This window comes from Bradyrhizobium sp. HKCCYLRH3061, from assembly GCF_051168015.1.
Classification (GTDB): Bacteria; Pseudomonadota; Alphaproteobacteria; order Rhizobiales; family Xanthobacteraceae; genus Bradyrhizobium.
Genome location: NZ_JBNPUE010000018.1, coordinates 62,051 through 82,747 on the forward strand (window position 1 = coordinate 62,051; position 20,697 = coordinate 82,747).

Annotated in this window: 18 protein-coding genes; 9 read left to right on the forward strand and 9 right to left on the reverse strand. The window is 65.6% G+C overall.

Annotated elements, in window-relative coordinates; all coding sequences use genetic code 11:
* Window positions 1-252: 252 nt before the first annotated feature.
* The 6 genes from ACQR2C_RS25705 to secG form a co-directional block, all read right to left on the reverse strand.
* Window positions 253-846: a DUF416 family protein gene (locus tag ACQR2C_RS25705; protein WP_434882403.1), complete on the reverse strand. Its 594-nt coding sequence runs from the start codon at window positions 844-846 to the stop codon at window positions 253-255.
* A 937-nt stretch (window positions 847-1,783) separates the two neighbouring features.
* The gene (locus ACQR2C_RS25710; RefSeq protein ID WP_316217896.1) at window positions 1,784-2,995 is read right to left on the reverse strand and encodes an MFS transporter; all 1,212 of its coding nucleotides are present in this window, start codon (window positions 2,993-2,995) and stop codon (window positions 1,784-1,786) included.
* Window positions 2,995-3,858: a 3-deoxy-8-phosphooctulonate synthase gene (kdsA, locus tag ACQR2C_RS25715; protein WP_434882404.1), complete on the reverse strand. Its 864-nt coding sequence runs from the start codon at window positions 3,856-3,858 to the stop codon at window positions 2,995-2,997. The genes ACQR2C_RS25710 and kdsA overlap by 1 nt, the downstream gene beginning before the upstream one ends.
* Before the next feature lie 117 nt (window positions 3,859-3,975).
* Window positions 3,976-4,302: an NIPSNAP family protein gene (locus ACQR2C_RS25720; protein ID WP_315756696.1), complete on the reverse strand. Its 327-nt coding sequence runs from the start codon at window positions 4,300-4,302 to the stop codon at window positions 3,976-3,978.
* 201 nt (window positions 4,303-4,503) lie between these two features.
* On the reverse strand, window positions 4,504-6,135 hold the full coding sequence (locus ACQR2C_RS25725; protein WP_316183673.1) for a CTP synthase: 1,632 nt from the start codon (window positions 6,133-6,135) through the stop codon (window positions 4,504-4,506).
* Window positions 6,136-6,302: 167 nt separating this feature from the next.
* A complete protein-coding gene (gene secG, locus ACQR2C_RS25730; RefSeq protein WP_315799765.1) occupies window positions 6,303-6,686 on the reverse strand; it encodes a preprotein translocase subunit SecG in 384 nt (127 codons plus the stop codon).
* A 210-nt stretch (window positions 6,687-6,896) separates the two neighbouring features.
* Between secG and ACQR2C_RS25735 the strand changes: the two genes are divergently transcribed.
* A complete protein-coding gene (locus ACQR2C_RS25735; protein WP_316183671.1) occupies window positions 6,897-7,463 on the forward strand; it encodes a helix-turn-helix domain-containing protein in 567 nt (188 codons plus the stop codon).
* Between the two features lie 2 nt (window positions 7,464-7,465).
* Entirely contained in the window at window positions 7,466-7,990 is a 525-nt protein-coding gene (locus ACQR2C_RS25740; protein ID WP_434882405.1) for a GNAT family N-acetyltransferase, read from the forward strand.
* 37 nt (window positions 7,991-8,027) lie between these two features.
* Here the strand turns inward: ACQR2C_RS25740 and tpiA are convergent, their stop codons facing one another.
* Window positions 8,028-8,783 carry a triose-phosphate isomerase gene (tpiA, locus tag ACQR2C_RS25745; RefSeq protein ID WP_434882406.1) on the reverse strand — a complete coding sequence of 252 codons (756 nt, stop codon included), beginning with the start codon at window positions 8,781-8,783 and terminating at the stop codon, window positions 8,028-8,030.
* A gap of 222 nt (window positions 8,784-9,005) precedes the next feature.
* Here tpiA and ACQR2C_RS25750 point away from each other — a divergent pair, with 222 nt between their 5' ends.
* The 5 genes from ACQR2C_RS25750 (at window position 9,006) to ACQR2C_RS25770 (ending at window position 16,145) form a co-directional block, all read left to right on the forward strand.
* Window positions 9,006-10,913, forward strand: a complete 1,908-nt coding sequence (locus tag ACQR2C_RS25750) for a peptidylprolyl isomerase (protein WP_316236378.1) — start codon at window positions 9,006-9,008, stop codon at window positions 10,911-10,913.
* Window positions 10,914-10,935: 22 nt separating this feature from the next.
* Entirely contained in the window at window positions 10,936-11,949 is a 1,014-nt protein-coding gene (gene trpD, locus ACQR2C_RS25755) for an anthranilate phosphoribosyltransferase (RefSeq protein WP_316236377.1), read from the forward strand.
* Window positions 11,950-11,965: 16 nt separating this feature from the next.
* Window positions 11,966-12,784, forward strand: coding sequence for an indole-3-glycerol phosphate synthase TrpC (gene trpC, locus ACQR2C_RS25760; protein WP_316236376.1), 819 nt, complete (start codon window positions 11,966-11,968; stop codon window positions 12,782-12,784).
* Window positions 12,785-12,786: 2 nt separating this feature from the next.
* Window positions 12,787-13,281, forward strand: a complete 495-nt coding sequence (gene moaC / locus ACQR2C_RS25765) for a cyclic pyranopterin monophosphate synthase MoaC (protein WP_434840507.1) — start codon at window positions 12,787-12,789, stop codon at window positions 13,279-13,281.
* 152 nt (window positions 13,282-13,433) lie between these two features.
* Entirely contained in the window at window positions 13,434-16,145 is a 2,712-nt protein-coding gene (locus tag ACQR2C_RS25770; protein ID WP_434882407.1) for a bifunctional diguanylate cyclase/phosphodiesterase, read from the forward strand.
* Window positions 16,146-16,395: 250 nt separating this feature from the next.
* Here ACQR2C_RS25770 and ACQR2C_RS25775 read toward each other — a convergent pair whose 3' ends face one another.
* On the reverse strand, window positions 16,396-17,730 hold the full coding sequence (locus ACQR2C_RS25775; protein WP_315799756.1) for a S41 family peptidase: 1,335 nt from the start codon (window positions 17,728-17,730) through the stop codon (window positions 16,396-16,398).
* 420 nt (window positions 17,731-18,150) lie between these two features.
* Here ACQR2C_RS25775 and ACQR2C_RS25780 point away from each other — a divergent pair, with 420 nt between their 5' ends.
* Together ACQR2C_RS25780 and ACQR2C_RS25785 are read left to right on the forward strand one after the other, a co-directional pair.
* Window positions 18,151-19,287, forward strand: coding sequence for an alpha-hydroxy acid oxidase (locus tag ACQR2C_RS25780; RefSeq protein ID WP_315799755.1), 1,137 nt, complete (start codon window positions 18,151-18,153; stop codon window positions 19,285-19,287).
* 45 nt (window positions 19,288-19,332) lie between these two features.
* Window positions 19,333-19,962 carry an HAD family hydrolase gene (locus ACQR2C_RS25785; protein ID WP_434874389.1) on the forward strand — a complete coding sequence of 210 codons (630 nt, stop codon included), beginning with the start codon at window positions 19,333-19,335 and terminating at the stop codon, window positions 19,960-19,962.
* Between the two features lie 287 nt (window positions 19,963-20,249).
* Here ACQR2C_RS25785 and ACQR2C_RS25790 read toward each other — a convergent pair whose 3' ends face one another.
* Window positions 20,250-20,609, reverse strand: coding sequence for a hypothetical protein (locus ACQR2C_RS25790; protein ID WP_434882408.1), 360 nt, complete (start codon window positions 20,607-20,609; stop codon window positions 20,250-20,252).
* Between the last annotated feature and the right edge of the window lie 88 nt (window positions 20,610-20,697).

A 20,697-nucleotide genomic window follows, 5' to 3' on the forward strand; every position in this document is an offset into this window, starting at 1 on the left:
GGATATCTCGCCGATTCCGGCAAATATCTCAATCTTATCAAATACTTACGTAATTACCGCTCGTGGGCGCCATATTGGCTTCCCATATCTGATGACCAGCGTGGCATTCATCATGATGGCGCCGACAGGTTACGGTGACGGTGCATTTAACCTGTAACCTGCCCCTTACATATTGAGTGCACTTCCACCGTAGTTCGCCCTGCCGTGAAGAATCTAACTCACGACGATCAAAGTCCGCCCAACCTCAGCCTTTCAACTGAGCAAGCCGTGCTGGCCTTCGGCCCTCGCCCGCACCAAGGAATACATGCTTTCCGACCACGGGGGATCCTCGATCGTGCTCAAGAATGCGACGTCTCCTTCCTCAGTCTGCGCCTCCTTCTGCACGAGCGGGTGGCCGCCTACGATGTTATTGATCGCCTTATCGTAGGCGACCAGTCCCATTTGATCGCTCACGTAAGCATGCAGCGACTCCAGAGGATACTGCATGGCTTCGACGATATGGACGTCTCGTGCATCAACCATAAAGTCCGCGATATTTGCTGCAACCAGAGCTGCGTTCAATGTGAATGAGACTTCCAGCGAACCAAAGTCCTCGGTGTCGGGGATCGCATCTAGAATATCCTGACGAAGCTGGGCCCAAGACATAGGACGCGAACCATCCAGAAGTGATCGCCAATACTCCTCTCGTGCTGTGTGAAAAATGGAGAAGTCTCTGTTCTCGGTGAGGCAAAAAGAACGCAGCTCGGGCATCATTCTCTCGTAGAGCAGAATCAGAAAAGCGAGCTTCTTTCCTGCGGAGAATGACAGGAGCTTTGTGGCGGCTTCATTGGGGATCAGCTTCATCATCTGATCATCACTTTCACAAAGTTGCGGAGCAAGCGATCGTGGGTTGAGCTCTCGCCGTCTCCAACGCTGTCATGCTGGCGAGTTGCCCGTCGGGCGCGCCTCGCCCCACGGGTCGGCTCCCACGTCTTGTTCGACTGTCAAACCGCACGCGCCCAGAAACTGATTTCGTCAGCGTGTTCAAGCCGATCACCCCTGTCCAGTCCTTCCGCGAAAAATATTTCACTTTCGTTTTATCAGAATCCATGATTGACTGTCGCCGTCCTGTCTCGATCAGAGGGGCGCTTCGCGGTCGTCACGGACGTTGAGGCGGGATGCGGTGGGTGTGTCGGGTCGCAGCGTGATCATTCGCGCGGACGAACGATCCTGATGCGCCGGCGAAGTCGTATGGTCCTGGCCTCCCGACGCTGAGGTCACGCTGGTGGTGATGATCCGCCGGTCACGGGGGCAAGACAGCCCGGTCCCCGGGGAGAGTACGTATAAGCCGCCCAACCATCGCGCGGGGAATGCCGGGATGTCTCGGCTGAACCTGTGGTACCTGCCGCCTGCATTTTTTTCTGCAGGCGGGCCATGGGGGCGGCCAGCTCCCGGCATTCCCCGTGCCCTCTTTTCGGAAAGAGGGCATGTCCAAAGGCAAAGCTCGGACGCAGATGCGCCGCGAGATGGCGGCGGTGTGCGCCCAGGGCTAAAGCAGCAAACGATGGGCCTTTATGCGCTCGCCTGTCTCCACGTCGTCATGCCCGGGCTTGTCCCGCCTGCGCGGCCGAAGCCGCTTCGGCGCGGCGAAGGCCTGGGCATCCACGTCCTTCTCAGCGTGCCGGACGACGTGGATGGCCGGACAAGCCCGGCCATGACGGAGCAACAAATGAGCAGGCGTTCCTGCGGCTATGGCTCGGTGTCTTCAGATGCAATGAGCATGCACCTGTGCCCGACAGGGCGGTCAGCTCGTCGCCGCATCCGCCGGCGGCCGCTGGCGCAGCAGCGCGGCGCAGGCGAAGCCGAGCGCGACCATCAGGACAGCGGCGGCGAGCAGCGTCGGCTGCTTGCCGCCATGGACCACGCCAAAACCGTAGGCGATGGGGCCGACGGTCTGGCCGAGGAAGAAGAAGAACGAGTGCAGCGACATCGCAGTGGCGCGGGCGCCGATCGACAGCTCGCTGGCAAACACCTGCAGGCAGCCATGGATCATGTAGAAGCCCCAGCCCATCATCAGCATGCAGGCGAACTGCAGCTTCCAGCCGGGGCCGAAGGCGAGCGCAGCGAGTTGCAGGCCGACCAGTCCCGCGCCCACGATCATCATGCCCTTGACGCCGAGCCGCGGCAGGAAGCTCGACACCGTGAACGTATAGAACAGGCCGCCGACCGCAAAGCCCGCGATGACGATTCCGGCGATCGACAGCGAGGTTTCGCCGAGGTCGAACAGGAACGAGGCGATGAACGGAAACAGCCCGAATACGCAGCAGCCTTCGACGAACACCGCCGGAAAGCAGAAGCGCGCATTGGGGTTGGTGAAGATGGTGCGGTAGCCCTTCCTCAGCGCGGCGAGATCCGTGGTCGGCACGTGCGTGACCTTGGCGCCGCGGAAACCGGCCGCCACCGCGAGCGAGGCGATCAGTCCGAGCGCGCCGAGGATCGCGAGCACGCCGCGCCAGCCGATGAAGTCGCCGATGATACCGGATGCCGTGGCGCCGAGCAGGTTGCCGGCCATCGATCCCGCCAGCGTCCGGCCGATCGCAACCTGGCGCTTGTCGGGCGCGACGAGATCGCTGGTCAATCCGAGCGCGACCGGGAACACGCCGCCCGAGGCAACGCCAGCGAGAATGCGCGAGGCGAACAGCAGCGGAAACGAGGTCGCGAGCGCGCCAAGGATGCTGGCGACGCCGAGCAGCGCGAGGCACAGCGTCATCAGGCGCGCCTTGCCGAACAGATCGGCGGCGGCGCCGATCGCCGGCTGGATCAGCGCATAGATCAGCGCATAGCCGGCGGCGATGCCGGCCGCCGTCGCAATGCTGATCGAAAAATCCTCGGCGACATGCGGCAGCACCGGATCGAGCGCCCGCGTCGACAGCGCCGCCGAGAAGCCCGCCAGCGCGATGATGTTCACGGCTGGCGGAAACTTGTTGTCTGCGGGCTTGGCGACGGGCTGGTGCATCAGCTGATGGCGTCTGCCGTCTGCGCCTTGGCGAGCCGGTCGAAGTCCATCAGCGTCTTCAACAAGGCCTCGAACTGTGCGAGCGGCACCATGTTCGGTCCATCGGAGGGCGCATGATCCGGATCGGGATGGGTCTCGATGAACACGCCGGCGACGCCGACCGCGACGGCCGCGCGTGCCAGCACCGGGACGAATTCGCGCTGGCCGCCCGAGGAGGTGCCCTGCCCGCCCGGCTGCTGCACCGAATGCGTCGCGTCGAAGATGACCGGCGCCCCGGTCGTGCGCGCCATGATCGGCAGCGACCGCATGTCCGAGACCAGCGTGTTGTAGCCGAACGAGACGCCGCGCTCGGTCGCCAGCACGTTCGGATTGCCGGCGCCGGTGATCTTGGCGACGACGTTGGCCATGTCCCACGGCGCCAGGAATTGGCCTTTCTTGACGTTGATCACCTTGGCGGTCGCGGCGGCCGCGAGCAGCAGGTCGGTCTGGCGGCACAGGAAGGCGGGGATCTGCAGGATGTCGACGGCCTGCGCCACCTCGGCGCACTGGCTCGCGTCATGGACGTCGGTCAGCACGGGAAGGCCGAGCGAGGCGCGGATCTCGGCGAAGATCGGCAGCGACTGCTGAAGGCCAAGCCCGCGCGCGGCGGAGCCAGAGGTGCGGTTGGCCTTGTCGAACGAGGTCTTGTAGACGAGGCCGATGTTCAGGCGCGTCGCGATCTCCTTCAGCGCCGAGGCGACCTCGAGCGCGTGGGCGCGGCTCTCGAGCTGGCACGGCCCGGCGATGACAGCGAGCGGCAGCTGATTGCCAAACTTGACGGAGCCGAGGCTGACGACCGGCGCGGCGGAGATCGGAGCGTTCACAACTTCATCCTCTTTGTGCGCGCGACCATGACCCGGCGCAGGCCGCCGGATCAACCCGGTGCGGCCCCGCGAATAGCAGGGTTGCGGGGATCGGTCATCCCCGCCCCTCCCCGGCCTCTACTTCAGCGCCGAGAACGCGGTCGGCACCAGGAACTGGCTGGTGATGTTGGCGACGATCTGGCCGTCCTCCTCGCTCTTGGCGCGCGCCGCGATCCAGTCCGGATTGGTCATGAACGCGGTCCATTTGGTCTCGCGCTCGGCGAGCGACTCCCAGGCGAGGAAATAGGTCAGGTCCTGGTTGGACTCGCCGATCAGGGTGGTGAAGAAGCCGACCGGGCGGATGCCATGCTTCTCCCACAGCTTCAGCGTCGTCGTCTCGAAGCGCTTGAGCAGCGCCGGCAGCCGGCCCGGAATGCAGCGATAGATGCGGCTCTCGTAGATCATGTGATCCTCCCTGATCTCTGTTGCTTCAAACGATCAGGGAGCCTTGTCGCAACAATCGGCGCAGTCGTCAAAGGCCGCGGCTCTCGCCCCGACCGTCATTGCGAGGAGCGTCAGCGACGAAGCAATCCAGGGCCGCGCAAGGACCCTGGATTGCTTCGCTGCGCTCGCAATGACGGCTTGCGCGGGAAGAGCAGCTCCCGCTCACACCAGTCGCGACTGCACCACCGCGGCCTGGATGAACGAGGCAAACAGCGGATGCGGCTCGAACGGGCGCGACTTCAGCTCGGGATGGAACTGGACGCCGATGAACCAGGGGTGGTCCTCGTACTCCACGATCTCTGGCAGCACGCCGTCGGGCGAGAGACCAGAGAATTTCAGGCCGTGCTGCTCGAGCCGGTCCTTGTAGGCGGTGTTGACCTCGTAGCGGTGGCGATGGCGCTCGGAGATCTCGGTCGCGCCGCCATAGACCTCGGACACGCGGCTGCCGCGCTTGAGCGCCGCGGGATAGGCGCCGAGCCGCATCGTGCCGCCGAGATCGCCGCTCTTGGAGCGCTTCTCCAGCTCGTTTCCGCGCAGCCACTCGGTCATCAGACCGACCAGCGGCTCCTTCGTCGGACCGAACTCGGTCGAGTTGGCCTCGGCGATCCCGACGAGATTGCGCGCGGCCTCGATCACCGCCATCTGCATGCCGAAGCAGATGCCGAAATACGGCACGTCGCGCTCCCGCGCGAACTGCGCCGCCCGGATCTTGCCCTCGGCGCCGCGCTGGCCGAAGCCGCCGGGCACCAGGATGCCGTTGACGTGCTCGAGGAACGGCGCCGGGTCCTCGTTCTCGAACACCTCGCTCTCGATCCAGTCGAGCTTGACGCGGACCTTGTTGGCGATGCCGCCATGCGACAACGCCTCGATCAGCGACTTGTAGGCATCCTTCATGCCCGTGTACTTGCCGACGATCGCGATCGTCACGTCGCCTTCCGGGTTGCGGACGCGCTCGTTGATCGTGTGCCAGCTCGACAGCGCCGGCGGCACCCGCGGCTCGATGCCGAACGCGGCCAGCACCTCGTCGTCCAGACCGGCGGCGTGATACGCCTCGGGCACGGCATAGATGTTGTCGACGTCGCGCGCCTCGATGACGGCGCTTTCGCGCACGTTGCAGAACAGGCCGAGCTTGCGCCGTTCCTCTTTCGGGATCGGGCGGTCGGTGCGGCACAGCAGGATGTCCGGCTGGATGCCGATCGAGCGCAGCTCCTTGACCGAGTGCTGCGTCGGCTTGGTCTTCAACTCGCCGGCGCTCGGGATGTACGGGAGCAGCGTGAGATGGATGTAGATCGCGTGATGGCGCGGCAGCTCATTGCCGAGCTGGCGGATCGCTTCGAAGAACGGCAGACCCTCGATGTCGCCGACGGTGCCGCCGATCTCGACCAGCACGAAATCGTACTCGTCATTCCCGGACAGGACGAAATCCTTGATCGCGTTCGTCACGTGCGGAACGACCTGGATGGTCGCGCCGAGATAGTCGCCGCGGCGCTCCTTGGTCAGGATGTCCTGATAGATCCGCCCGGTGGTGATGTTGTCGGCCTTGGTCGCGGGCCGCCCGGTGAAACGTTCGTAATGGCCGAGATCGAGATCGGTCTCGGCGCCGTCGTCGGTCACGAACACTTCGCCGTGCTGATACGGCGACATCGTGCCTGGATCGAGGTTGAGATAGGGGTCGAGCTTGCGAAGCCGGACCTTGTAGCCGCGGGCCTGCAGCAGCGCGCCTAACGCGGCTGAAGCCAGACCCTTTCCGAGCGAGGAAACCACGCCGCCGGTGATGAAGATGTACCGCGCCATGGGACCCTACCTTTAATGCCGCTGATGCGATTCGCCAAAACGAATCGTGGTCGGCCCGCAACGTCGTCGCGGGCCTGTGGGTGACTTCAAAATATGAATGGCCTCAGGGACTTGAGACCGCTTTATGATGCAGGACGCCAACTGCGTTCCTGCATGGCTTGCCCGCTTTATTGCGACTGCGGGGCCTGCGGCGCGCTCGGTGCCGCGGGGGCCTGCTGCTCGTCGGCCTTCTTGAGCTGGTCGAGCACGCCACCGCTGGTCGGCGCCACCGGGGTCGCCCCGCCCGATTGGGTCTGCCCAGGCACGGTGCCGAGGATCGAGGCCGGCTTGCGATCGTATCCTGCCAGCCAGGTCAGGGCCAGGCTGGTGAGGAAGAAGCCGACCGCCAGGATCGCCGTGGTGCGCGTCAGCAGGTTCGCCGTGCCGCGGCTCGACATGAAGCCGGCGCCGCCGCCCATGCCGAGGCCGCCGCCTTCGGACTTCTGCAACAGCACCGCGCCGATCAGGACGGCGACGATCATGAGGTGAATGACGATCAAGACAGTCTGCATGGTGACCTTCCGTCACAAGCCCTCGCAGGCCCCGGCCGGAGGCCGGGATCGCGAGAGCTTCGCGGGCTATTCGGAAATTTGCGCGGTGTTACACGATCGTGTCGAGCAACGCCACCCCGCAGATAATCGCAAGCACGCTTCACACAAGCGCCGATGTAGCCCTCGGGGTCGCCCCTTGCCGTCCGCCTCGATATCCATTATCAGAGACGAATGGATCAAATAGTGGACGATTTCAGCCAACGGCTCGCGCGCCGCCTGCTGCTGGAACGCGACGCCCGCGGGTGGTCGCTGGCCGACCTCGCCGAACGCTCCGGCGTGTCGAAGGCAACCATCAGCAAGATCGAGCGTGCCGAGGTCAGCCCGACCGCGGTCATCCTGGTCAAGCTCGCAAGCGCGTTCGACCTCACGCTGGCCGGCCTGATGCTCCGCGCCGAAGCCCAGTCGGAGCGCCTGTCCAAGGCGGCCGAGCAGCCGGTCTGGCGCGATCCGGAGACGGGCTATGTCAGGCGCCAGGTCTTTCTCAGGCCGGATCATCCGATCGAGCTGGTAACGGTCGAGATGCCGGCGCACCGAAGCGTGACCTTGCCGGCCTCTTCATACATCCACATCCGCCAGCTTCTCTGGGTGCAAAGCGGACAATTGACCATCACGGAAGGCGCGGACCGCCACGTCCTCGGCCCCGGCGACTGCCTCGGCTTCGGCCCACCGATCGACACCACCTTTGCCAACGAATCGGACGCACCCTGCGTCTACGTCGTGGCGCTTGCCCGGAGTTGAGCATGTTACCGCGAATCGCAGCCTTGTCCGACACGCCGGCCATTCGCGCGGCGCTGAGCGCGATGCTGATCGAAACAGTGGCCCATGGCGGGTCCGTCAGCTTCATGCACCCGCTCAGCTCCGGCGATGCCGATGCTTTCTGGCAGGACTCGCTCGCGGCCGCGGAGCGCGGCGAACGAATCGTGCTGGGGGCCTTTGACGGGCAGGACCTGATCGGGACGGTGACGCTGCAGCTGAAGCTGCCGCCGAACCAGCCACATCGCGCCGAGATCGCCAAGATGATGACCCGCGTGAGCCATCGTAAGCGCGGCGTCGCACGTGCTCTGCTGGATGCGGCAGAAGCCCTCGCGCGCGGGCACGGCCGCACGATGCTCGTGCTCGACACCGCCGAAGATGGCGGCGCCTCATCACTCTATGAAGGCGTCGGCTTCCAGCTGAGCGGCATCATTCCAGACTATGCCGTGAAGCCGCATGGCGGCCTCACCGGCACGATGATCTATTGGAAGCGGATTGGAGAAGCGGCATGAGGCGCAGGGTATCAGAGCGCCCGGCTCACCTCGGCTCTCAACAGCCCTTCGCAATTGCGAGAAAATCAGCCGCTTTCAGGCTAGCGCCGCCGACCAGCGCACCGTTGACATTCGCGACCGCCATCAGCTCGGCCGCATTGGAGGGCTTGACCGAGCCACCATAGAGGATACGCATGCGCGCCCCCTGCTCCTTGAAGCTGTCGATCAGCAATTGCCGAATAAAGGCATGAATCTGCTCGACATCCTTGGCGGTCGGCGTGAGGCCGGTGCCGATCGCCCAAACCGGCTCATAGGCCACGACCAGGTTGTCGGCCCGTGAGTCCTGCGGCAGGCTGAGGTTGAGCTGGCCGCGCAGGATGTCGAGCGTCTGTCCGGCATCGCGCTGCTGCTGGGTTTCGCCCACGCAAACGATCGCGACCAGCCCGGCGCGCCACACCGCCTCGGTCTTCTGGTGCACCACAACATCGCTTTCGCCATGATCGGCACGCCGCTCGGAATGGCCGACGATGATGGCGCTGGCGCCAGCATCGGCCAGCATCTCCGCCGAAATGTCCCCGGTATGGGCTCCTGAGGCCTTAGGGTGGCAGTCCTGCGCGCCGATCGCGATCGCGTGGGTGCCGCGCGCCCGCTCGGCGAAGCCTGCCACCAGGGTGGCGGGAGGACAGACCAGCAGGTCGGCCTTGCCGGTGACCTCGGCGGCTCCGGCCAGCATGGCGTCGAACTCGGCGGTCGAGGCCTTCAGGCCGTTCATTTTCCAGTTGCCGGCGATCAGCGGCCGGATGCGGTCGGTCATGGCGGGATTCCAGCAAATGTTGTGACGGACATCGGCTAGCAGAGCCCTTCGAGGAGCACCAGAGCGGGAGCCGTCTTCTCACCGCTTCAATCGGCCTCAGGGCCGAGGTTGCGACCGGGCGGCTGCCTCTTTATAAGCCGTTTCAACTCGGCGACGGCCTTTCGCGGAATCTGCTTTAAGGCGCGGCCTCTTCATCCTTTTTCCTGCAGACAGACTGGACCCATGCTTCGAGGATTACGCAAGGCCTCATCAAACTGGCTCGGCAAGACCATCATGGCGGTGGTCATGGGCGTTTTGATCGTCAGTTTCGGCATCTGGGGCATCGCCGACATCTTCCGCGGCTTCGGGCAGTCGACGGCTGCAACCGTGGGACGCACGGAGATCTCGATCAACGAGTTCCGGCAGATCTATACCGACCGGCTGCAGCAGATCGGCCGCCAGCTCGGCCGTCCGCTGACCACCGAGCAGGCCCACATGTTCGGGCTCGACCGCTCCGTGCTGCAGCAGACGATTGCGGAAGCCGCCCTCGACGAGCAGGCTCGCCGTCTCGGTCTCGCCCAGTCCGATGCGGAGACCATGCGGGTGATCCTCAGCGATCCCAACTTCAAGGGCCCGAACGGGGCATTCGACCCGCAGCGTTTCCAGGCCATCATCCGCAATTTCGGCTTCACCGAGCAGCGCTATCTGGCTGACCAGCGACGACAGTCGCTGCGGCGGCAGATCACCGGCACGATCGCGGCCGGGCTGGAGCCGTCCAACACGATGCTCGAGGCGCTGAGCCGCTTCCAGAACGAGCAGCGCTCGATCGATTACATCAAGCTCGACGCGGCGCAGGCCGGCACCATCGATGCGCCCTCGCCCGAGGTTCTCGCGTCCTATTTCGATGAGCACAAAGCCCAGTTCAAGGCGCCGGAATATCGCAAGATCTCGTTCGTCGTGGTGACACCCGAAGAGATCGGCAAGTCGACCGACGTTTCTGACGAGGACGCCAGGAAGCTGTTCGACCAGCGCAAGGCGCTGATGGGCACGCCGGAGAAGCGCCAGGTCCAGCAGATGACCTTCCCCACCATGGAGGAGGCACAGGCGGCGCGCGCCCGGATCGCCGCGGGTGAAGTCACGTTCGACGAGCTCGCCAAGGAGCGCAACCTCAACCCGGCCGATCTCGATCTCGGTCTGGTGACGAAATCGGCGATTCTCGACCCTGTCGTTGCCGATACCGCCTTCTCGCTGCCGACCGGCGAGGTCAGCCAGCCGGTCAAGGGCGCGTTCAACGTGGCGCTGGTCAAGGTCAGCGCGATTCAGCCGGGCCAGCAGCCCGAATATGAGAGCGTCGCTGCCGAGATCAAGAAAGAGATCGCAGCCGACCGCGCCAAGTCGCAAGTCGCCAATCTTCGCGACAAGATGGAAGATGAGCGCGGCGGCGGCGCCAGCGTGGCCGAGGCCGCCAAGAAGCTCGGTCTCAATGCCGTTACGCTCGAAGCGGTCGACAGGTCCGGCAAGCAACCCAACGGCCAGCCCGTTTCGAACATCCCGCTTGGCCTCGATGTCGTTGCGCAGGCCTTCACCAGCGACGTCGGTGTCGACAACGAGCCGATCTCGTTCCGCGGCGGCTATGTCTGGTTCGAGGTTCTCGGCATCACCCCGCCGCGCGATCGCGCCCTCGACGAGGTCAAGGATCAGGTCGCCGCGCGCTGGCGCGACGACGAGGTCGCAGCGAAGCTGCGCGCCAAAGCCACCGAGCTGGTCAAGAAGCTCAACGAGGGGGGCAAGCTCGCCGATGAGGCGACATCGCTGGGCGTGAAGGTCGAGACGGCCAGCGCGTTCAAGCGCGACGCCTCGGTGCCCGGCGTCCCCACCGGAGCGATCACCGCCGCATTCCGCACCGCCAAGGACGGCGTCGGCCAGACCGAGGCTGATGGCGGCCGGCAGTGGATTGTGTTCCGTGTCACCGACATCATCGATCCGAAGGTCGACCTCGCGTCCGAGGACACCAAGAAGCTGAAGGACCAGTTGCAGCGCGCGCTCGCCGACGAGCAAGGCACGGCCTACGTCATGAAGCTCGAGAAGGACATCGGGACGACGATCAACGAGACCGCCGTGGCCCAGGTGGTCGGCGGCAACAATCAGTGACGGTTTGCTAGGGGCACGCGTGATGGACGATCTCAAGTCGATCATTGGCAAGGTCGCGACCGGTGCGCCGCTGTCCCGCGAGGAGGCGGCGTCCGCCTTCGACAGCATGATGTCGGGCGAGGCGACGCCGTCGCAGATGGGCGCGCTGCTGATGGCGCTGCGCGTGCGCGGCGAGACGATCGAGGAGATCACCGGCGCCGTCAGCGTGATGCGGGCGAAGATGCTGCGCGTCGATGCGCCGGCGAGCGCGGTCGACATCGTCGGCACCGGCGGCGACGGCTCCGGCTCGGTCAACGTCTCGACCTGCGCCTCCTTCATCGTGGCCGGCGCCGGCGTGCCGGTCGCCAAGCACGGCAACCGCGCACTGTCGTCCCGCTCTGGCGCCGCCGACGTGCTCGCCGCGCTCGGCGTCAAGATCGACCTGAAGCCGGACCAGGTCGGACGATGCGTGCATGAGGCCGGTATCGGCTTCATGTTCGCGCCCGCGCATCATCCGGCGATGAAGAACGTCGGACCGACCCGGGTCGAGCTCGCCACCCGCACGATCTTCAATCTGCTCGGTCCCCTGTCCAATCCGGCCGGCGTCAGGCGCCAGATGGTCGGCGTGTTCTCGCGGCAATGGGTCGAGCCATTGGCCCACGTGTTGAAGAATCTCGGCTCGGAGGCCGCCTGGGTCGTGCACGGCTCCGACGGGCTCGACGAGATCACCTTGACCGGCCCGACCTTCGTCGCCGCGCTGGAGAACGGCCATATCCGCACCTTCGAGGTCTCGCCCGAGGAGGCCGGGCTTGGCCTGTGCGGCAGCGACGGTCTGAAGGGCGGCGACGCTGCGGCCAATGCGGTGGCGCTGCAGAGCGTGCTGGACGGCCTGCCGAGCCCCTATCGCGACGTCGCTCTGCTGAACGCTGCGGCGGCGCTGGTCGTCTCCGGCCGTGCCAAGACGCTGAAGGACGGGGTCGCAATCGGCCGCGATTCGCTCGACAGCGGCGCCGCGGCGGCGCGGCTGAAGCAGCTGATCGAGGTCTCCAACAGCTGATCCACCGGAGCGTGCCATGTCGGACATCCTGACCAAGATCGAAGCGTATAAGCGCGAGGAGATCGCGGCAGCCAAGAGGGCATGCGCGCTGCCCGAACTCGAGGCCCGCGCGCGCGTCGCTTCGCCGCCGCGTGGCTTCGTGACGGCGATCCGAGCCAAGCACGTAAACGGCGACTACGCGCTGATCGCCGAGGTGAAGAAGGCCTCGCCGTCCAAGGGACTGATCCGCGCCGATTTCGATCCGCCGGTGCTCGCAAAGGCCTACGAGGCCGGCGGCGCGGCCTGCCTGTCGGTGCTGACCGACACGCCATCGTTCCAGGGCCATCTCGACTTCATGGTCGCCGCGCGGGCCGCGACCGCCCTGCCCGTGCTGCGCAAGGACTTCATGTTCGACACCTACCAGGTGATCGAAGCGCGTGCTCACGGCGCCGACTGCATCCTCATCATCATGGCCGCGCTGGACGATGCCGCCGCTGCGGACATCGAGGCTGCCGCGCTCGCCCACGGCATGGATGTGCTGATCGAAATCCATGATCGCGCCGAGCTCGATCGCGCGCTGAAGCTGCGCTCGCCGATGATCGGCATCAACAACCGCAACCTGCGCACCTTCGAGACCACGCTGGCGACCTCCGAGGCGCTGGCGCCGCTGGTGCCGAAGGAGCGCCTGCTGGTCGGCGAGAGCGGCATCTTCACGCCCGCAGACCTCGCGCGCCTGGCGCGCGTCGGCATCCAGACCTTCCTGGTCGGCGAGAGCCTGATGCGGCAGGCGGACGTCACGGCGGCGACGCGCGCGCTGCTCGCGCGCAATGCCGCCTCCGCCAGCGCGGCTGAGTGACCATGTCCGACAAGTCGCCCGACGCTCCCGCCCTCACCCACATCGACGCCCGCGGCGAAGCCCGCATGGTCGACGTGTCGGACAAGGCCGCGACCGAGCGAACCGCGACCGCCGAGGGCCGCGTCGTCATGAGCCCGGCGACGCTCGAGCTCATTTTGTCCGGCAACGCCAAGAAGGGCGACGTGCTCGGCACTGCCCGCATCGCGGGCATCATGGCCGCCAAGCGGACCTCCGAGCTGATTCCCCTGTGCCACCCGCTGGCGCTGTCCAAGGTCACCGTCGACATCACGCCCGATGCCGCGCTACCCGGCTGCGTCGTCAGCGCCACCGTCAAGGTGACCGGGCCGACCGGCGTGGAGATGGAAGCCCTGACGGCCGTGTCCGTCGCCTGCCTGACCATTTACGACATGATCAAGGCGGCCGAGCGCGGCGTACGCATCGAAGGTATCCACTTGACCGAGAAGATCGGCGGCAAGTCCGGGCACTATCGCGCCTGAAGAGATTACCAAGTCAAATACAACTTCGAATTAATTGTTCGCTAACTCAACTTCCTAACCTCACTTCCATAGCGGGCCTATAGCAATGGTTGTGGGAGGGACGTCGTAGCGGTCCATCCCGAAGCGCCTATCGCAAGCGTATTCAGGGGCCGATGACGACCAACGCCAGTCCACGGAATGCCCTCAGAGCTTCGACCGACCGCGGTGGACCGATCCGCTGGCTGGTCGGCGGAGGCCTCGTGCTGATTGCAGCCATCGCGATCGGCACGACCATCATGGCCGACAGTTTCCGGGAACGCGCGCTGAACAGCGCGACGCGCGAGCTGGAGAACACCGTCCTTCTGCTGGCGCGTCATTTCGATCAGCAGATGGAGGATCTCGGCGCGATCCAGCGCGATCTCGCCAACTACGTCCGACAGAACCACATCGACACCGGCGCCCGCTTCAAGGAGCAGATGGGAAGTGCCGCCGTCAATGCCATGCTGAAGGACAAGCTGAGCGCGGTGACCTACGTCGGCGGTTTGAACATCTTCGACGCCGAGGGCAACCTGATCAACTCCGGAGCGGCTTGGCCGGTGCCGCCCGTCAACATTGCCGATCGCACATTTTTCAAGCGGCTGAAATCCGATCCGACTGCGCCGCAACTGCTGATCGAACCGGTCGTGGGCCGGATCACCGGCACCTATGTCGCGGTCATCGCCCTGAAACTGACCAGTCCCAGCGGCGAGTTCCTGGGCATCATCAGCCGCAGTCTCGAACCCATCAATGTCGAGCGGTTCTTCGCCTCCGTTGCGCTCGGGCCCGACGCGGCGATCTCGATGATGCATCGCGACGGAACCCTTCTGGCCCGCCATCCACGCCATGAGGGCATGCAGAACCAGAACTACAAGAACGCGCCGATCTTCCGCCAGATCCTGGCCGGCGATGGCAACACCACGGGCATTTTCAGCAGCCCCGTCGACGGCGAGCACCGCATCGGCGCATCGCACCGGCTGACGAGCTATCCCTTGATCGTGACCGCGACGACAACGGTCTCGGCGGCGCTCGCTGACTGGCGCGAGCAGATGCGCTTCCTGATCGCCGTCGGCGTGACATCGGTGCTGCTGATCGCCGGCATGCTCTACGTCGTCGTGCGCCGGCTGATCAGCGACCACGACGTTTCGAGCCGCCGCTTGACGCTGGAGAAGGAACGGCTCGACAAGGCCGTCAACAACATGACCCAGGGCCTCCTGCTGTTCGACGCATCGGAGCGCCTGGTCATCAGCAACCAGCGCTACGTCGACATGTACGGCCTGTCGGCCGACGTCGTGAAACCAGGCTGCACGTTCCGCGAGCTGATCGCGCACCGCAAGGCGACCGGCTCGCTCGCGGGCGACGACGGCGAATATGCCGATGCGGTGCTGCGCGACATCGGCCGCAAGACCTCGCAGATCATCGAGACCACGGACGGTCGCTGGATCCAGATCGTCAACGAGCCGATCGCGGGCGGCGGCTGGCTCGCCACCCACGAGGACATTACCGAGCGCAAACGGTCCGAGGAGCAGATCACGCATCTGGCGCACTACGACGCCCTGACGGATCTGCCGAACCGCACCCTGTTCCACGAGCGCCTCAAGGAGGAGCTGACCGGCGTCCCCCAAGGCCGGCGCCTCGCGCTGCATTACATCGACATCGACGAGTTCAAGGGCGTCAACGATTCGCTCGGCCATCTCGTCGGCGACGAGCTGTTGAAGTCCGTCGCGGCGAGCCTGAGCGCCTGTGTCGGCACCACGGGATTCGTCGCCCGCCTCGGCGGCGACGAGTTCGCCGTGGTTCAGACGGCGATCCGCAACCGCGAGGACGTCGAACAGCTGATCGAGGACATTCTCGGCGCGATCCGCGCGCCGCGCGACTGCCTCGGCCATCAGCTCACCGCCGACGCCTCGATCGGCGTGGCGCTGATCCCCGAGCACGGCACCGATCTCGACCAGATCATGAAGAACGCCGATCTGGCAATGTACGCCGCCAAGGGCGCGGGACGGCGCACCTGGCGCTTCTTCGAGCCCGAGATGGACGCCCAGGTCAAGGCGCGCCACCAGCTCGAGGTCGACCTGCGCCAGGCCATCGCCGACGATCGGCTCGAGGTCTACTACCAGCCTTGCCTGAGCCTGCAGGACGACCGCATCGTCGGCTGCGAGGCACTGGTGCGCTGGAAGCATCCGGTGCGCGGCAGCGTCTCGCCGGCCGAGTTCATTCCGATCGCCGAGGACACCGGCCTCATCAACCTGCTCGGCGAACGCGTCCTCCAGGTCGCCTGCACCGAGGCGGTGAGCTGGCCGGACGACATCCGGCTCGCCGTCAACGTCTCGCCGGTGCAGTTCAAGAGCGGCACCCTGGCGCTCAAGGTCGCCAACGCACTTGCGACCTCCGGCCTGCCGCCGCATCGGCTGGAGCTCGAGATCACCGAAGCGGTGCTGATCCGCGACGACGACGCGCTCGACACCCTGCACCAGTTGCGCGCGCTCGGCGTCCGCATCGCGCTCGACGATTTCGGCACCGGCTATTCGAGCCTCAGCTATCTCCAGCGTATTCCGTTCGACAAGATCAAAATCGACCGCTGCTTCGTCCAGGACATCACCGAGAGCGAGGGCTCCGCGGCGATCGTGCAGGCCGTGGTCAACATTGCCGCCATCCGCAAGATGTCGACGACCGCCGAGGGCGTCGAGACCGAGGCGCAGCGCCAGGTGCTGAAACGGCTCGGCTGCTCGGAGATGCAGGGCTATCTCTTCAGCCCTCCGAAGCCGGCGGCCGACGTGCGGCAATTGTTCGGCGCGCAGCGCACCAATCGCTCATCCGGCCGCCGTTCGCGCTCGGACGCCGCCTGAGCCGGTTCCGAACCGATAAATACCGTTGCAATTTGAGGCGTTTCCGCAAGCCAGATTCAAACCCTGCCGACCAGTCGTCCCGTTCGCCGCTTGAAGTCCACAGCTCCGCCATGATCTATCGGACACAGACGGACATGCTCCGTGTCCGCCAATACACGCTGGTCGAAAACCACGGCGGGACGGCCTCAGGGCCGCCCCGTCGGGTGTGAGCATCGAGCGTCGCAAGCCGCGCACCCGCCCACTTCGCAGATCAGTTCGGCACCGCCGCCTTGGCGCGGACATCGGCGTTCACCGTGACGCCCCGCAGCACGTTGAATGCGGCGTGCAGCGCCTTGTCGTCCTTCTCGTCCGGCGGAACGTAGGACTGCGACCCGGTCTGCTCGGTGCCGTCGGCGGCCGAGAGATGGCCGCGCATGCCGGCCTCCCCCTTGAGATCGCCGCGATCCTTGAATTCGTCCGGCACGTCCTGCTTGACCTCGATGTCCGGCGCGATGCCCTGCGCCTGGATCGAGCGGCCCGACGGCGTGTAGTAGCGCGCCGTGGTCAGCGCCAGCGCGCCATTGCCGGCGCCGAGCGGAATGATGGTCTGCACCGAGCCCTTGCCGAACGAGCGCGTGCCGACCAGCGTCGCACGCTTGTGATCGTGCAGCGCGCCGGCCACGATCTCCGAGGCCGAGGCCGAGCCGCCATTGATCAACACCACGAGCGGCTTGCCCTTGGTGAGATCGCCGCCGCGGGCGGTGAAGCGCTGCGTCTCTTCCGGATTGCGGCCGCGGGTGGAAACCACCTCGCCGCGCGGCAGGAACGTGCTGGAGACCGACACCGCCTGGTCGAGCAGGCCGCCCGGATTGTTGCGCAGGTCGACCACGTAGCCGGCGAGCTTCTCCTGCGGGATCTCCTTGGAGATGGTGGCGACGGCCTTGCGCAGGCTCTCGGTGGTCTGCTCGTTGAAGGATGTGATGCGGATATAGCCGATGTCGCCGCCTTCGGTGTGATAGCGTACCGGGCGCACCTTGATGATCTCGCGCGTCAGCGTGACGTCGAGCGGCGACTCCTTGCCCTTGCGCATGATCGTGAGCTTGGTCTTGGTGTTGACGCCGCCCTTCATCTTGGCGACGGCCTGCTCGAGCGTCAGTCCCTGCACGGCTTCGCCGTCGATCTTGGCGATGAGATCGCCGGAGAGAATGCCGGCCTTGGACGCGGGCGTGTCATCGATCGGCGCGACGACCTTGACCAGGCCCTCTTCCATGGTGACCTCAAGACCGAGTCCGCCGAACTCACCGGACGTCGTCTCCTGCATGTCGCGCCAGGACTTGTCATTCATGTAGCGCGAGTGCGGATCGAGCGACGACACCATGCCGTTGATGGCGCCTTCGATCAGCGCGGGATCGCTGGGCTTCTCGACATAGTCGGCGCGGACACGCTCGAACACCGCACCGAACAAATTGAGCTGCGAATAGGTGTCGGCCATGCCGGCCGCGGCCTTGGCCTTCGCCACGAGTTGCGCGCCGTCGGGACCCGTCACCATCAGGGTCAGACCGACGCCGGTCATCGTGCCCGCCAAGAACAGCCAGTTTTTCCGCATTGTTTGCTTCCCGAGCGTTTGTTGGATGGCCGGTCGATCACAGGGTCCGCACGCGTCGCCGGCGCGATTTGTGTTGCGAACTCACACCACATTTCCGGTTTCTTCAAGGCCGATATTGCGCCGCCGTACCGGAGCCCGACCGCCGGCGCCCGCATCCGAAATGGACGTTCGCAGGCTGAAATCAAGATCAGGGCTGCGCCTGTCCTCCAGGGACCGACTGCACATATCCGGTCTTTCACGGGCACCCCTCATCACATTTCGACGAGCCGCGGAAGATGACGCGATTTGACCGCCGGCGGCTGCGGCGACCGCCTTTGCACGCCCGGCGAACTCCAGTTCGGAATGGCTTGCACCCGGACCGCACGATGGGCGATGCTCCGCGGCAAAACCGGGAAACATGACAGTCGCTGGGAGGCAACCATGAACCAACAGACCCCGATCGAGGCCGGGTGGCGGAACGTCGAGCTCGGCTCGAGCGACGAGAAGTTCCAGAACCTGCACGAGTTCATCCGCAAGGCCCGCGCCCAGCTCAACCAGAATGCCTGGGACTACATCATCGGCGGCGCCGAAACCGAGACCACGCTGCGCCGGAACCGGATGGCGCTCGACGAGATCGCGTTCCGTCCGCGCGTGCTGCGCGACGTCTCCAGGGTCGATGCCTCGGTCGAAACCTTCGGCCGCAGGCTGCGCCTGCCGGTGGTCTTGGCCCCGGTCGGCGCGCTCGAAATCTTCGATCCGGCAGGGGCCGCCAGCGTCGCCCGTGGTGCCGGACGATTCGGGGCCGCTCATATGCTGAGCTCGGTGTCCGAGCCCGGGCTGGAGAAGACCGCCGAGGCCGCTCCCGACGCGCTGCGCATCTTCCAGCTCTATGTCCGCGGCGACGACGCCTTCGTCGAGGACTATGTGAGCCGCGCCGTCGCCAACAGCTACACGGCGTTCTGCCTCACCGTCGACACCGCCCACTACAGCCGGCGCGAGCGCGACATCGCCAAGCGCTATGTGCGCGAAAGCCGGCTGCGCGCGACCGGCGGCGATCATCAGAAGGCGCTGAGCTGGCACACCGTCAAGCTGATCAAGGACAAGTTCAAGCTGCCGCTGATCATCAAGGGCATCGCGACCGCCGAGGACGCGCAGATCGCGGTCGATCACGGCGTCGACTGGATCTACGTCTCCAACCATGGCGGCCGCCAGCTCGATCATGGCCGCGGCGCGATGCACGTGCTGCCGGAGATCGTCGCGGCGGTGAAGGGCCGGGCCAGGATCATGGTCGACGGCGGCTTCTGCCGCGGCACCGACATCGTCAAGGCGATCGCCTCCGGCGCCGATCTCGTCGGCATTGGCCGGCTGCAATGCTGGGCGCTGGCGGCCGCCGGCGAGGACGGCATCCTGCGCATGCTCGAGCTGCTGGAGGACGAGGTCATCCGCGCGCTCGGCCTGCTCGGCGTCACCTCGTTCGCGGAGCTGAACGCATCCTATCTGCATCCGGCGACCGCCACCAACCTGCCGAGCGTGGTCAGCGCGTTTCCGCTGGTCGACATCGAGCCCTATCGCTATTAAGGAGGCGCTCCGTCGCTTCCACACCAGGCACCGCCGCCGCTGTCCATGCCCTCCTCCGCTCTCCACCCCGGCGCGGCCGATGCGCTGCTGTTCGATCTCGGCCGCGTCGTCATCGACATCGATTTCGTCCAGGTGGTCTCGCGCTGGGCGGCGCATGCCGGCTGTCCGCCCGAGCAGATCGCGGCGCGCTTCGTGCGCGACGAGATCTATCACGGCCATGAGCGTGGCACCGTTTCCGACGCCGCGTTCTTCGCCAACCTGCGCCAGCAGCTCGGCATCGACATCACCGACGCGCAGTTTCTCGAGGGCTGGAACGCGATCTTCGTCGGCGCGATGCCGGGCATCGCCGCGCTGCTCGCACGCGCGGCGGAAAAGCTGCCGCTCTACGCCTTCTCCAACACCAACCAGCCGCACATCGATCACTTCTCGCCTGTTTACGCCGATCTGCTCGGTCACTTTCGCGAGATCTTCCTGTCGTCGTCGATCGGCCTGCGCAAGCCGGATGCCGAGGCTTACGATCACGTCGTGAAAGCGATCGGCGTGCCGGCAGAGCGGATCGTTTTCTTCGACGATCTCTCGGAAAACATCGACGGCGCGCGCGCCAGCGGGCTGCAAGCGGTGCTGGTGCGCTCGACGGATGACGTTGCGGCGGCAATGGCGGCGCTGGGGATCTGATCGCGTTTCGCCATGACGTGTCATGGCTGACCTGCTGCCGTCGTTGTCTCTCGTGGCCCGCGAACAAGCCCGAAGCTCCGCCGTCGTCCGTGCGCGGGGACGACAGTGGAGGGTAACGCCAGTGCGGTGTTTCCTAGCAATGCCGTTCAATCATGCAAATTCGTTCTCGCGGCATGACATGCCCGAGTGATGCTGCTGTCGTTCACCCTCCAGGTCGGAGGGCGCAGGGAATGCCGGGCTGCAGGCCGCAACCCATGGCCCGCCTGCAGAAAAAAAGCAGGCGGCAGTCACCACAGGTCCAGCCGACATCCGGCATTCCCTGCGCGATGGTCTTCACGCTTATACGCGATCTCCCCGGTGCCCGGCTTGTTGGCCACCGTCGCCGACAGGATCATCAGCGCCCGCCGGCTTGGCATCAGCGTCGGGATGCCAGGACCACGCGACTTCGCGTCCGCGCCATGCCGTTCGTCCGCATGCCCGAGGGCACGCTGCGACACGTCGCGGCCACCGCATCCCGCGCTCCACGTCTCGTGACGATCGCGAAGCGCCCCTCCTGTCGAGCACGGGACCAAATCAGCATAGCAGATTATTCCGAAAAAGCGAATCCTAAATTCGCGCCGCCGCTCGCCTCGGTCGCGCACGGCCATGCCGCCTACGTTCAGCCCAAGGTCTGGATTCGACATCCGCTCTAACGGACCGCGCGAAAGCCATCGAGCCGCTGCAGATCGTCCGCGC

Coding starts and splice junctions, on each gene's coding strand:
- ACQR2C_RS25740 (WP_434882405.1), top strand. CDS start 7,466: ATGTTACCGCGAATCGCAGCCTTGTCCGACACGCCGGCCATTCGCGCG.
- trpD (WP_316236377.1), top strand. CDS start 10,936: ATGGACGATCTCAAGTCGATCATTGGCAAGGTCGCGACCGGTGCGCCG.
- ACQR2C_RS25705 (WP_434882403.1), bottom strand. CDS start 846: ATGATGAAGCTGATCCCCAATGAAGCCGCCACAAAGCTCCTGTCATTC.
- tpiA (WP_434882406.1), bottom strand. CDS start 8,783: ATGACCGACCGCATCCGGCCGCTGATCGCCGGCAACTGGAAAATGAAC.
- ACQR2C_RS25780 (WP_315799755.1), top strand. CDS start 18,151: ATGAACCAACAGACCCCGATCGAGGCCGGGTGGCGGAACGTCGAGCTC.
- ACQR2C_RS25790 (WP_434882408.1), bottom strand. CDS start 20,609: ATGGCCGTGCGCGACCGAGGCGAGCGGCGGCGCGAATTTAGGATTCGC.
- ACQR2C_RS25750 (WP_316236378.1), top strand. CDS start 9,006: ATGCTTCGAGGATTACGCAAGGCCTCATCAAACTGGCTCGGCAAGACC.
- ACQR2C_RS25720 (WP_315756696.1), bottom strand. CDS start 4,302: ATGATCTACGAGAGCCGCATCTATCGCTGCATTCCGGGCCGGCTGCCG.
- moaC (WP_434840507.1), top strand. CDS start 12,787: ATGTCCGACAAGTCGCCCGACGCTCCCGCCCTCACCCACATCGACGCC.
- ACQR2C_RS25710 (WP_316217896.1), bottom strand. CDS start 2,995: ATGCACCAGCCCGTCGCCAAGCCCGCAGACAACAAGTTTCCGCCAGCC.
- ACQR2C_RS25775 (WP_315799756.1), bottom strand. CDS start 17,730: ATGCGGAAAAACTGGCTGTTCTTGGCGGGCACGATGACCGGCGTCGGT.
- trpC (WP_316236376.1), top strand. CDS start 11,966: ATGTCGGACATCCTGACCAAGATCGAAGCGTATAAGCGCGAGGAGATC.
- ACQR2C_RS25735 (WP_316183671.1), top strand. CDS start 6,897: ATGGATCAAATAGTGGACGATTTCAGCCAACGGCTCGCGCGCCGCCTG.
- ACQR2C_RS25785 (WP_434874389.1), top strand. CDS start 19,333: ATGCCCTCCTCCGCTCTCCACCCCGGCGCGGCCGATGCGCTGCTGTTC.
- secG (WP_315799765.1), bottom strand. CDS start 6,686: ATGCAGACTGTCTTGATCGTCATTCACCTCATGATCGTCGCCGTCCTG.
- ACQR2C_RS25770 (WP_434882407.1), top strand. CDS start 13,434: ATGACGACCAACGCCAGTCCACGGAATGCCCTCAGAGCTTCGACCGAC.
- ACQR2C_RS25725 (WP_316183673.1), bottom strand. CDS start 6,135: ATGGCGCGGTACATCTTCATCACCGGCGGCGTGGTTTCCTCGCTCGGA.